11 protein-coding genes are annotated in these 12,395 nt (G+C 73.8%); 9 read left to right on the forward strand and 2 right to left on the reverse strand.

The window, feature by feature from the left end:
* The first annotated feature begins 363 nt into the window (after positions 1–363).
* Positions 364–894, forward strand: coding sequence for a YbjN domain-containing protein (locus ACIRQH_RS08655; protein WP_358815366.1), 531 nt, complete (start codon positions 364–366; stop codon positions 892–894).
* A gap of 49 nt (positions 895–943) precedes the next feature.
* Here the strand turns inward: ACIRQH_RS08655 and ACIRQH_RS08660 are convergent, their stop codons facing one another.
* On the reverse strand, positions 944–2,047 hold the full coding sequence (locus tag ACIRQH_RS08660) for a mannosyltransferase family protein (RefSeq protein ID WP_404225019.1): 1,104 nt from the start codon (positions 2,045–2,047) through the stop codon (positions 944–946).
* Between the two features lie 228 nt (positions 2,048–2,275).
* Entirely contained in the window at positions 2,276–3,502 is a 1,227-nt protein-coding gene (locus ACIRQH_RS08665; RefSeq protein WP_358815368.1) for a pyridoxal phosphate-dependent aminotransferase, read from the reverse strand.
* 138 nt (positions 3,503–3,640) lie between these two features.
* Between ACIRQH_RS08665 and ACIRQH_RS08670 the strand changes: the two genes are divergently transcribed.
* From ACIRQH_RS08670 to ACIRQH_RS08705, 8 genes are all read left to right on the forward strand, one after another.
* The gene (locus tag ACIRQH_RS08670) at positions 3,641–3,955 is read left to right on the forward strand and encodes a hypothetical protein (RefSeq protein ID WP_388875868.1); all 315 of its coding nucleotides are present in this window, start codon (positions 3,641–3,643) and stop codon (positions 3,953–3,955) included.
* A gap of 391 nt (positions 3,956–4,346) precedes the next feature.
* The gene (locus ACIRQH_RS08675; protein WP_164372825.1) at positions 4,347–4,877 is read left to right on the forward strand and encodes a DUF2617 family protein; all 531 of its coding nucleotides are present in this window, start codon (positions 4,347–4,349) and stop codon (positions 4,875–4,877) included.
* A gap of 139 nt (positions 4,878–5,016) precedes the next feature.
* Positions 5,017–6,666 (forward strand): polyamine aminopropyltransferase, encoded by a 1,650-nt coding sequence (locus ACIRQH_RS08680; RefSeq protein ID WP_404224809.1) that lies wholly within the window; start codon positions 5,017–5,019, stop codon positions 6,664–6,666.
* Between the two features lie 67 nt (positions 6,667–6,733).
* Positions 6,734–7,843 (forward strand): carbon monoxide dehydrogenase, encoded by a 1,110-nt coding sequence (locus tag ACIRQH_RS08685; protein ID WP_404224811.1) that lies wholly within the window; start codon positions 6,734–6,736, stop codon positions 7,841–7,843.
* A 202-nt stretch (positions 7,844–8,045) separates the two neighbouring features.
* Positions 8,046–8,840, forward strand: coding sequence for an aldose 1-epimerase (locus ACIRQH_RS08690; protein WP_404224813.1), 795 nt, complete (start codon positions 8,046–8,048; stop codon positions 8,838–8,840).
* A gap of 10 nt (positions 8,841–8,850) precedes the next feature.
* On the forward strand, positions 8,851–9,399 hold the full coding sequence (gene pyrE / locus ACIRQH_RS08695; protein WP_358815372.1) for an orotate phosphoribosyltransferase: 549 nt from the start codon (positions 8,851–8,853) through the stop codon (positions 9,397–9,399).
* Between the two features lie 182 nt (positions 9,400–9,581).
* Entirely contained in the window at positions 9,582–10,604 is a 1,023-nt protein-coding gene (fbaA, locus tag ACIRQH_RS08700) for a class II fructose-bisphosphate aldolase (RefSeq protein ID WP_358815373.1), read from the forward strand.
* A 114-nt stretch (positions 10,605–10,718) separates the two neighbouring features.
* Positions 10,719–12,329, forward strand: coding sequence for an MFS transporter (locus ACIRQH_RS08705; protein ID WP_388875857.1), 1,611 nt, complete (start codon positions 10,719–10,721; stop codon positions 12,327–12,329).
* The last annotated feature ends 66 nt before the right edge of the window (positions 12,330–12,395 follow it).

The following is a 12,395-nucleotide window of genomic DNA, read 5'->3' on the forward strand; positions in this document are numbered from 1 at the left end:
GGCTCCGTCGTCGCGGGCCCTCGGCGTGTCGGGAGCCGGTCGGCACCCTCGGCGGCCGGAACGGAGCCGGGCCGAGCGTCCGGCACCCTCGGCAGCCGGAACGGAGCCGAGCCGAGCGTCCGGCACCCTCGGCGGCCGGAAACGGGGCCGAGCGTCCGGCCCCCTCGGGGACCGACATGTGCATGTTCATCCCGTCGTCTCCGTCGCGACGCCCCGCATACCCCCGCGGCCCATTCCCACCTGGCCCGATGTCCCGATGTGACCGGATCTTGTCAGCCCCCGGCGGACAGGCCCGGCCAGGGGTTGCCACCCCCCGCCCCGCATGGGGGAGGATGGCAGGATCCGTACGAAGGGAAATACACGGTGAGCATCGACCCGTCCTCGATTCCGAACTTCGGGGGCCAGCCCGAGCCGCAGCCCGGCGGCCCCGCGGGCCCCGTGGTCCCGGATCAGGACCTCGTGAAGCAGCTCCTGGAGCAGATGGAGCTGAAGTACGTCGTCGACGACGAGGGTGACCTCGCGGCGCCGTGGGAGGAGTTCCGTACGTACTTCATGTTCCGCGGCGAGGGTGACCAGCAGGTCTTCTCGGTGCGGACGTTCTACGACCGGCCGCACCAGCTCGAGGAGAAGCCCGCGCTGCTGGAGTCGATCGACGACTGGAACCGCCGCACCCTGTGGCCGAAGGTCTACAGCCACACGCACGACGACGGCACCGTCCGCCTGATCGGCGAGGCGCAGATGCTGATCGGCACCGGCGTCAGCCTGGAGCACTTCGTGTCCTCCACGGTCAGCTGGGTCCGCGCCGCCATCGAGTTCGACAAGTGGCTCGTCGAGCAGCTCGGCCTGGAGCAGGAGATCAACGAGACGGACAAGCCCGAGGACGACGGGGAGTAGTTCTCCTCCTCGCGGCGGCGCACCCCTCGCGCACCCTCGTGGACACGCTCTAGAGCGGGGTGTGCGCGACCACGACGAGATACGCGCCGTAGGCGAACGAGAGCCCGGCCAGGGCGCCGACCATCAGGGTCGCGTGCCAGGGGCGGGCTCTCGCCGTCCTGACCAGGGCCGAGGCGAGCGGCAGCAGCAGCGGGAACGCGGGCAGCAGGAAGCGCGGCTTCGACGCGAAGAACCCCGAGCCGCCCAGCGCGATCAGCAGCAGGACCCCGCTGTGCACCAGCAGCGGCAGCGGCGCCCGCTCCGCGATCAGCAGGGCGTACAGCAGCACGGCCGCCGCGACGATCACCATCGTCATGGGGAACACGAACCGGCCGCCGTGCAGCAGCAGGTGCCGGACGAAGCGGAGGGCCCCCGCGCCGAGGTCGAAGCGCGAGCCCCAGCGCCGCTGCACCGCGAAGTAGCCGCCGAGCAGGTCGCCCCTGCGGTGGCCGACCCACAGCACGTAGCCGGCCCAGCCGAGCGGCGCGAGCGCGGCGCCCGTCCACAGCCTGTGGGAAACCCTGCCGCGGTGGCGCACGAGCTCGCACACCGCCGCCACGAGGACCGCCGCGGCCACCGCGAGGCCGTTCGGCCGGGTCAGCCCCGCGAGCGCGGCCAGCGAGCCGGCCCGGACCCAGTGTCCGTCGAGGACCGAGTACAGCGACCAGGCGGCGAAGGCCGTCAGGAGGGGCTCGGTGTACGCCATCGACAGCACCACCGAGTGCGGCAGCAGCCCCCACAGCAGCACCAGCGCGGTGCCGACCGCCCGGCCGCGCAGCCGCGCCCCGACCGCGTAGACCCCGCACGCGGCGGCCGCCGCCGCGAACCAGGAGACGAACAGGGCCGCGGTGCTCGCGTTCAGCGGTGTCAGCGCGGTGAGGCCGCGGACGAGCCCCGGGTACAGCGGGAAGAACGCCAGGTCGCTGTAGACGACCCCGGGACGGAAGTGCAGGGTGCGGCCGTAGCCGTGGGCCGCGATCCTCAGGTACCAGAGCGAGTCCCAGGACCGCGCGAGCAGCGTCGCCGGATGCCTGCCGGTGGCCCACGCGGTCGCGGCGAGCACGAGGACGCCCGTCATGCGCGCGGCGGCGAACAGCCCGAGCGCGGTCAGCATGGGGGACCGCCCGGCGCGCGCGACGCTGGAGGGGCGGACGGTCCGGCCGGCGGGTTCCGCAACGGCGGGGCGGGCGAGGGCGTTCGGGCGGGTCACACCCGAACTGTGCGATCCTTGCGGGGTGTTCGCGAGCCGGGAGCACCCGTGCGGGTACGGATGCCCGCCCACCGGCGTGCCGCGCGGACGGAGACGTCCGCCGGTGCTAGGGGTGCGTTCGTGCAGGCCGGGCTACCAGGCCGCCTTCAGCCGCCGCGAGGCCTCCTCCAGCACGTCCGTCCGCTTGCAGAACGCGAACCGCACGAAGGGCGCGCCCGCCTCCCGGTGGTCGTAGAAGACCGCGTTCGGGATCGCGACGACCCCGGCCCGCTCGGGCAGCGCGCGGCAGAACGCGAAGCCGTCCGACTCGCCGAGCGGCCGGATGTCGGTCGTGATGAAGTACGTGCCCTGCGGCCGGAACACCGAGAAGCCCGCGTCGGTGAGCCCCGCCGCCAGCACGTCCCGCTTGCGCAGCATGTCCGCGCGGAACCCGTCGAAGTAGGCGTCCGGCAGCGCGAGCGCCTCCGCGACGGCGTACTGGAAGGGGCCCGACGCCACGTACGTCAGGAACTGCTTCGCCGACCGTACGGCGCTGACCAGGGCCGGCGGCGCGGTCACCCAGCCCACCTTCCAGCCGGTGAAGGAGAACGTCTTGCCCGCGCTGCCGATGGTGACCGTCCGCTCGCGCATGCCGGGCAGGGTGGCCAGGGGGACGTGCTCGGCGTCGTCGAAGACCAGGTGCTCGTAGACCTCGTCGGTCACCACGAGCAGGTCCCGCTCGACGGCGAGCCGGGCGATCTCCGTCAGCTCCGCCCGGGTCAGGACGGTGCCCGTCGGGTTGTGCGGGGTGTTGAGCAGCAGCAGCCGGGTCCGGTCGGTGACCGCGTCGCGCAGTTCGTCGAGGTCGAGGCGGAACCGGCGGTGCGCGCCGCCGCCCGGGGTGCCGGCGGGCGCCGCCGCGTCGTCGGGGCGCAGGGTCACGGGCACGCGCGTGCCGCCCGCCATGGCGATGGAGGCCGCGTACGAGTCGTAGTACGGCTCCAGGGCGATCACCTCGTCACCCGGTTCCAGCAGCGCGAGCAGTGCTGCGGCGATGGCCTCGGTGGCGCCCGCCGTGACCAGCACCTCGGTGTCGGGGTCGTAGGACAGGCCGTAGCGGCGCTCCTGGTGCGCGACGACGGCGGCGCGCAGTTCGGGGACGCCCGGGCCCGGCGGGTACTGGTTGCCGCGCCCGTCCCGCAGGGCGCGGACGGCCGCCTCCCGGATCTCCTCGGGACCGTCCGTGTCCGGAAAACCCTGGCCGAGGTTGATCGATCCGGTGCTCGTCGCGAGGGCGGACATCTCGGCGAAGATCGTCGTCCCGAACTCGGCGAGCCGGCGGTTCAACAGGGGGCGCGCGCTGGAGGTCATGCCGGCCATCCTCCGCCCAAGCTCTGGAGTTCCTCAACTCTGCTTTGGGCCGTGACGCGTGAGGGCATCCCCCTGTCACGCAAGACCGGAATCGAGAAGCACGGCCCACGGGGGGCCGCTTCGGGGGAACGAAAGGAGGGTGACGCCATGATCTTCGGCATCATCCTGGCGGTCGTCCTGCTCGTCGTGTTCGTGAAGGCCGTGAGCGGGGGCAGCAAGCGCAAGCGCCGGTCCGGGGGCCGGTCGGGAGGCGGTTCGGGGAGCGGCGACAGCAGCTGGTGGGCCGGCGGCGGGGCCGCGGCGGGCGGCAGCGCCACGTCCTGCTCGTCCGGCGGTTCGTCCGGTGGTCACCACGGAGGTCACGGGGGTCACTCCTGCGGGGGTCACTCGTCGTGCGGAGGCTCGTCCTGCGGAGGCGGGTCCTCGTGCGGTGGCGGCGGCGGATGCGGCGGAGGCAGCTGACACGGGGCAGCTGAGCTCCCCGCGGGGAATGCGCATCCGGCGCACGGAAGTGCCCGCCGGCAGACCTCTGCCGGCGGGCACTTCCATTCCCCCGGGCGTACGCCGTAGTTGAACAGTTGAGCTGTGCAGCCCTCGGGGGGATGGAAACCCTACGAAGTTGGGTAAAAACGCTGTGGCGGCGCCACCGTTCATGATTCCCTCTAACCACCGAAGCAGCCCTGGTAAATCACCGAAACAGCCCTGGGCCGACAGGACTCGGAGTCCATCGGATGGTCCTATCGGAACCGTCCTTCGGATGTCCTTCCGGCCGGGCCGACCGGGCCGTTCCCCCGGTGCTGACCGGCTGCGCCGGAACCCCCACCTCACCTTTGCGTGCTAGCGGAGCCGACCCATGCTCACGACCCTGAACACCTCGTACACCGACACGCGCGCGGCCGATCTCGCCTGGACACTGGGCCGCGAACCGCTGCCGGCCCTCGCCACCCTCGATCTCGAACTGAACGGGGCGAACCTGCAGTTGAGACTGCTCGGCGCGTCCCACCAGGTGCTCCTCGAAGAGGAGCGCGGCAGTTGTTCGGAGACCGTCGCCTGCATCCCCGGCAGCAGCACGCCCCTGCCCCTCGGCGTGGCCAAGCAGTTCGGCGACTGGGAGTACGAGTTCGCGGCCCGCGTCGAGGTCCTGTCGCCCGGCTCCTTCGCGGGCCGCGCGCAGGAGTTGCTCGCGCTGGTCTCGGACCACCCCCAGGGCCTCGCCGGCGTCTTCCCCGGCAGCCCGCACGCCTTCACCGCCATGCTCGCCCAGCGCCACGACGGCCAGGTCCATTGGCGTACGTGGCACGCGTACCCGCAGGACGGGCAGTTGGTCGCGACGCGTACACGGGTCGGCGTGCGTGCGGACGCGCTCAGCGCGTCCGGGGTCTGAGGAAGCGGGCCGCGGGCGGCGCATGGGTGCCGGGCCCGGGGGGAAGATGCCCGCGCCGGCCCCGTGTGCCATGAAGCGCAACGCTTTCCACACGTGTGGGTGACGAAGCGCGGTGGCGCCGTGACGTAGCGTTCGCAGCGTGATCGAACCGCACGCGCCTGCCCCACCCGGCGCGCCGCCGTCCTGGGGCGTCCAGGGCCAGGCGCGGCTGCCCGTCCGCCCGGGCGTCGGCCGGTTCCTCGTCCTGGCCGGCGTGTTCGTCTGCGCGGCGTGCGGACTGGTGTACGAACTGGAACTCGTCGCCCTCGCCTCCTACTTGATCGGCGACTCCGTAACGCAGGCCTCCGTGGTGCTGTCCGTCATGGTCTTCGCCATGGGGGTCGGCTCCCTCGCCGCGAAGCGGCTGCGCCCGCGCGCCGCGGCCGGCTTCGGCGCGGTCGAGGCGGCTCTCGCGCTGGTCGGGGGCTGCAGCGCGATGGCCCTCTACGCGGCGTTCGCCTGGACCGGCGGCTGGGGCGGCCTGTGGGCGGACGGGTCCCGCTGGCTGCTGGTGGCCTTCTCGCTCGCCATCGGCCTGCTCATCGGCGCCGAGGTCCCTCTCCTCATGGAGCTGATACAGCGCATCCGCCGCCAGGACCCGGGCGGCGCGGTCGCCGACCTGTTCGCCGCCGACTACGTGGGCGCCCTCGTCGGTGGCCTCGCCTTCCCCTTCCTGCTGCTGCCCCTGCTCGGCCAGCTCACCGGCGCGCTGCTCACCGGCACGGTCAACGCGGTCGCGGGCGGCGCCCTCGTCCTCGGCCTGTTCCGGAAGGACCTGAGCCGCCGTGCGCGCTGGACCCTGCTCGTCGCCAACGTCGTCGTCCTCGGGCTGCTCGCCTCCGCCGCGGTACTGGTCGACGACTTCGAACGTGCCGCCCGGCACGCCGTGTACGGAGGGAACGTCCGCGTGGCGCTGCCCGGCGGCGTCCAGGAGGTCGTCCTCGCGGGCGGCACCCGGGGGCACCCGCTCCACCTCTTCCTCGACGGCCGCCTTCGGTTCAGCGGCCGCGACGAGCGCCGCTACCACGAGGCACTCGTGCACCCCGCGATGAACGGCCCGCACGCGCGCGTGCTCATCCTCGGCGGCGGCGACGGGCTCGCCGTCCGCGAGGTGCTGCGGCACCCCGGGGTGCGCCGGGTCGACGTCGTGGAGATCGACGCGGACGTCGTCCGGCTCGCCCGCCACGACAGGGCGCTCACCGCCCTCAACCACCACGCGTACGACGACCCCCGCGTGCACGAGGCGACGGCGGACGCCTTCAGCTGGCTGCGCGGGGCTCCGTCGACGTACGACGTGGTCGTCTCGGACCTCCCCGACCCGGGCATCACCGCGAGCACCAAGCTGTACTCGCAGGAGTTCTACGGCCTCGCCCGTCGTGTCCTCGCCCCCGGCGGGCGTCTCGTCGTGCACGCCGGGCCGCTCGGCGGGCGGCAGCGGGCGTTCTGGACGGTCGACGCGACACTCCGTGCGGCGGGCCTGAGCGCCACGCCCTACCGGGTCGGCGGACGGGACTCCGGGTATGCCGCGGGGCCCGACCGCACCGCCGGCGGCTCCCCGGGCGCGCCGGGAGACTGGGGCTTCGTGCTGGCCGCCCGCTCGCCCGCGCCCCTGCGGCTGCCCGCCTCCGGGCCGCGGCTGCGCACGCTCACCCGGGCCGCGCTGGCCGCCGACGCCCGGGCGGCGGACCGCAGCCGGCCGCACCGGCCCCTCGCGCCCTCCACGCTGGTGCACCCGCGGTACTCCGACTGAGCAGGAGGAGCGGGAATCCGGTGATACCCGGGTGCGGTCCGGGGCGTGCTGGGTAGGCTCGGCTGACATGGAGCATGAGGTGTTCGTTCCGTTTCCGGCCGGGCCGCTCAGGGAGGCGCTGGCCGACCCCGTCCGGGTCGCCCGCGCCGTCCCGGGGCTCCAGCAGGACGCGTCGGCCGGCCCCGGCGCCGGGCAGGACCCCGCCGGGCCCCCGCAGCCGCGGCCCGCACGGGTCGCCGGGCGCCTGAAGGTCCGGGTCGCCGGCCACACGATCACCTACCGCGGGGCTCTTCGGGTCACCGCCCAGGACGACGGGTCCTACGCCGTCGAGGGCGACGGCACGGAGGTGCGCGGCACGGGCGTGGTGAAACTGGCGCTCACCCTGCGACTGACGACTTCCGAGGGCGGTACGACGCTCACCTACGGCGGCACGGCGTCCGCCGACGGCCGCGTCACCGAACTCCCGCAGGACTCGGTCACCGCGGCGGCCCACCGCCTGCTGACGCGCTTCACGGAGTCCCTGACGACGGGCCTCGCACCGGAGAGCGGGGAGAAGCCGGAGCCCCGGCCGCACGCCGCCGCCGGGGAGACCGCGCCCGAGCGCGACCCCGAGGGCTCCGTGCCGACCGGACCCCGGCCCACCGCCGACACCGCGCCCGAGGCGGACGCGGAAGCGGCGCCCGAGCCCGCCCCCGGCCCGGATGCCGAGCCTGCCCCCGGCCCGGATGCCGAGCCTGCCCCCGGCCCGGATGCCGAGCCCGCCCCCGGCCCGGATGCCGGAAGGGTCCCCGCGGAGGGGACCGAAGGGGCGGTCCCCGGCGACGGGACCGAGCCGGTGCCCGGCGCCGAGGCGTCCGGCCTCTTCGAGACCGACGTACCGCCCTCGTCCCTCGACCCGTCGGCCGAGGACGACGACTTCGGGGGAGAGGCCTTCGTCGTGGAGGAGGGGGAACCGGGGGCCGAGGACGCGATGGCCGAGGCGGCCCATGCGCGGCGGACGATGATCGGACGCAGCGCGGAGGAGGTGGACCACGCCCCGCCGCGTGGCCGCTACGCCCCCGTCCCGCCCCCCGAGGCGACCGCCGCCCGCGCCACCCTCCGCTGGGCGGCCCCGGCCGCGGCCATTGCCGTGGCCTCGGCGATCGCCGTGACCCGCGCCCTGCGCAAGCGCCGGTAGGCGCCGGGAGCCCTCGCGGGGAGAACGCCCGTGCGGTGCGGTGACGGAACGGCCCCGGTGACGGGTGCCGGTCGTGGCGGCGGAGTGCGTGCGGTGACCGCGTGCGCCGGCTGACGTCCGTCGTGGCGCGGTACCCGCGTGTCGGCTGCCGTCCCCGAGGGTGGGACAGCGAGGGGTGGGGGCGGGCCAGTAGGGTCGGCGTGTGAGTGACGAAGACATCACGCTGACCGCGGGTGACGCGGAGGTGACCGTGACGCCGGGCAACGGCGGACGGATCGGGGGTCTGCGGGTCGGCGGCGTCGAACTGCTGCGGCAGGGCGCGAAGTTCGGGTGCTTCCCGATGGTCCCGTGGTGCGGGCGCATCCGGGACGGCCGGTTCCTCGACGGCGCGACCGTCCGGCAGATGCCGCTGAACTCCCCGCCGCACACCATCCACGGCACCGCCCGCGACGGCTCCTGGCGCACCGCCCGCGTCGCCGCCGACGAGGCCGTGATCACGTACGACATGGTGGAGCCCTGGCCGCACCCCGGCCGGGTCACCCAGGTGCTCGCCCTCACCGGGGACGCGCTGACGGTCACCATGTCCGTGGAGACGTACGGGGATTCGTTCCCCGCCCAGATCGGCTGGCACCCCTGGTTCCACCGGAACCTCGGCGACGGCGGCGCGGACGTGCGGGTCGACTTCCTGCCCGCGTGGCAGGAGGAGCGCGGCGACGACCACCTGCCCACCGGCCGCCGCCTCGACCCGCAGCCCGGCCCCTGGGACGACTGCTTCGGCATGCCCGACGGCGTCGACGTCACGCTCACCTGGCCGGAGCGGCTGGAGCTGAAGGTCACCAGCCGCGAGGAGTGGGCCGTCGTCTACGACGAGCAGGAGGCCGCCGTGTGCGTGGAGCCGCAGACCGGCCCGCCGAACGGCCTCAACACCCACCCGCGCCTGGTCACCCCCATCGAGCCCCTCGAAGCCACCATGACCTGGAGCTGGCGGCGCCTCTAAGCTGGCGGGCATGAGTGACGTACGCGGCGAGCTGCTGCAGCAGATCAAGGACAAGGCCGTGGTGCACGGCAAGGTGACCCTCTCCTCGGGTCTGGAAGCCGACTATTACGTGGACCTGCGCCGCATCACGCTGGACGGCGAGGCCGCCCCGCTCGTCGGTCAGGTCCTGCTCGACCTGACCGAGGGGCTGGACTACGACGCGGTGGGCGGCCTGACCATGGGCGCCGACCCGGTCGGCACGGCCATGCTGCACGCCGCCGCCGCGCGCGGGCGCAAGGTCGACTCGTTCGTCGTCCGCAAGGCCGCGAAGGCGCACGGCCTCCAGCGCCGCGTCGAGGGCCCCGAGATCAAGGGCCGGCGCGTGCTCGTCGTCGAGGACACCTCGACCACGGGCGGCTCCCCGCTCGAAGCGGTCCAGGCCGTCCGTGAGGCGGGCGCCGAGGTCGTCGGCGTCGCCACGATCGTCGACCGCGCCACCGGAGCCGCCGAGAAGATCGAGGCGGGCGCCGGTGTGCCGTACCTCTTCGCCTACTCCAAGGACGAGTTGGGGCTCGACTGACGACACCCCTGCGGGACCCCGCCGGGCGCGGGGTCCCGTATGCCGGACACGGGGTGCGGACCAGGCGGGCACGTCTGGAAAGATGGGGCCGACGATGACGTCGCCCCCCTAGGTCAGGGCCATAGCACCAGTCCCGTACGGCAGCAGCAGTACGCAGACCCGCACATACAAGGAGCGGACAGATGCCCATCGCAACCCCCGAGGTCTACGCCGAGATGCTCGACCGGGCGAAGGCAGGCAAGTTCGCCTACCCGGCCATCAACGTGACCTCGTCCCAGACCCTGCACGCTGCGCTGCGCGGCTTCGCGGAGGCGGAGAGCGACGGCATCATCCAGATCTCCACCGGTGGCGCGGAGTTCCTGGGCGGCCAGCACAACAAGGACATGGTGACCGGTGCCGTAGCCCTCGCCGAGTTCGCGCACATCGTCGCCGCCAAGTACGACATCACGGTCGCGCTGCACACGGACCACTGCCCCAAGGACAAGCTGGACGCCTACGTGCGCCCGCTGATCGAGGTGTCCGCCGAGCGCGTCGCCCAGGGCCGGAACCCGCTGTTCCAGTCCCACATGTGGGACGGCTCCGCCGAGACCCTCGCCGACAACCTGGCCATCGGCCAGGAGCTGCTCGCCAAGGCCGTCGCCGCGAAGATCATCCTCGAGGTGGAGATCACCCCCACCGGTGGTGAGGAGGACGGCGTCAGCCACGAGATCAACGACTCGCTGTACACGACCGTCGACGACGCGCTGCGCACCGCCGAGGCCCTCGGCCTGGGCGAGAAGGGCCGCTACCTGCTGGCCGCGTCCTTCGGCAACGTGCACGGTGTGTACAAGCCGGGCAACGTCGTGCTCCGCCCCGAGCTCCTCAAGGACCTCCAGGAGGGCGTCGCCGCCAAGTACGGCAAGGCGAGCCCGTTCGACTTCGTCTTCCACGGCGGTTCCGGCTCCACCGCCGAGGAGATCGCCACCGCGCTGGAGAACGGCGTCGTGAAGATGAACCTCGACACCGACACGCAGTACGCCTTCACCCGCCCGGTCGTGGACCACATGTTCCGCAACTACGACGCCGTCCTGAAGGTCGACGGCGAGGTCGGCACGAAGTCGAAGTACGACCCGCGCACCTGGGGCAAGCTCGCCGAGGCCGGCATGGCCGCGCGCGTGACCGAGGCCTGCGGTGCCCTGCGTTCCACGGGCACCCGCCTCAAGTAGTCGCACGCCTGCTCGCGCACGCGCAGCTTCGCATCCGCACGTCGCGCACGCTCGTCGCTCTAGGAAGGGCCCGGTACCCCACGCGGTGCCGGGCCCTTCCGTATGCTCCGGGGTATGGCTGTGCCCGAGCGGGACGCATCGGACGACGGACCCGACACATCCGTCGGACCTGCCCTAAGGATCGCCTCCCCGGCGGGGAAGTGGGTCCTGCTGACCACGGTCCTCGGCTCCGGCATGGCCCTGCTGGACTCGACGGTCGTCAACGTCGCCCTGCCGGCCATCGGCCGCGACCTGGACGCGAGCCTCGCCGCGCTCCAGTGGACCGTCAACGGCTACATGCTCTCGCTGGCCGGGCTGATCCTGCTCGGCGGCTCGCTCGGCGATCGCTTCGGGCGCCGGAAGGTCTTCGTCGTCGGCGTGGTGTGGTTCGCCGCCGCGTCGCTGCTGTGCGGGCTCGCGCCGAACGTCGACGTGCTCATCGCGGCCCGCGTCCTGCAGGGCGTCGGCGGGGCGCTGCTCACCCCCGGTTCGCTGGCGATCATCCAGGCCTCCTTCCACCCCGCCGACCGGGCCCGGGCCGTCGGCCTGTGGTCGGGCTTCGGGGGCGTCGGGGCCGCCGTCGGACCCTTCCTGGGCGGCTGGCTGGTGGACGGGCCGGGCTGGCGCTGGGTCTTCCTGCTGAACATCCCCGTCGCCCTGGTCTGCGTGCCCGTCGCCCTGCGGCACGTCCCGGAGTCCTCCGGCACCTTCGACGTGGGGAAGGCCGACGGCACGGGCGGGGCCGACAGCGGGGGAGCCGCCCCGCACCGCCGCTTCGACGTCCTCGGAGCCGTCCTCGGCGCGGCCGCGCTCGCCCTGGTGACGTACGCCCTGATCGAGGCCCGGAGCGGCTCCGTGCTCGTGCCGGTGACGGCGGTCGCGGGTGTCGCGGCGGGCGTGGCCTTCGTGCAGGTCGAGCGGCGGCGGTCCGATCCGATGATGCCGCCGGACATCTTCTCCTCGCGCCAGTTCACGGCGGTGAACCTGGTGACGCTGTGCGTCTACGCGGCCTTCGGCGGCTTCTTCTTCCTGACCGCGCTCCAGCTCCAGGTGGTGGCGGGCTACTCGGCGCTGCAGGCCGGCACGGCACTGCTGCCGATCACGGTTCTGACGCTGCTGTTCTCCGCCCGCTCCGGTGAACTGGCCCAGCGCATCGGACCGCGCATCCCGCTCACGGTCGGCCCCCTGCTGTGCGCGACGGCCATGCTGCTGATGCTGCGGGTCGGCGAGGACGCCTCGTATCCCACGGACGTGCTGCCCGCGCTGCTGGTGATGGGCGTCGGCCTGGTGGCGCTGGTCGCGCCGCTGACCGCGACCGTGCTGGCCTCGGTGGACACCGGCCGGGCGGGGCTCGCGAGCGGCATCAACAACGCGGCGGCCCGCGCGGCCGGCCTCGTCGCCGTGGCCGCGCTGCCCGTGCTCACCGGGATGGGGGAGGACGCGTACCGCTCGGCGGACGCCTTCGACGCCGCGTTCCGGCGGGCGATGCCGCTGTGCGCGGGCGTGCTGGTGGTCGGCGCGGTGATCGCCTTCACGACGGTGCGCCGTCCCGCCCCCGGCTGCCGGCGCCCCGAGTGCCGCACCCACGGCTCGATCCTGGCGCCCCCGCTGGAACCCCGCCGCACCCGCCACGGCAGCCTGGGCCCGGCGGGCCCGGACACCTCCGCCGAGGGCCCGACACCCTGACCGCGCCCTGGCTCACGCGGAGCCCCTGACCGTGCCCCGCCCGGAATGCCGCCGCTGTCGCTCCGC

It is taken from the genome of Streptomyces sp. NPDC102279, assembly GCF_044766365.1.
Lineage (GTDB): Bacteria > Actinomycetota > Actinomycetes > Streptomycetales > Streptomycetaceae > Streptomyces.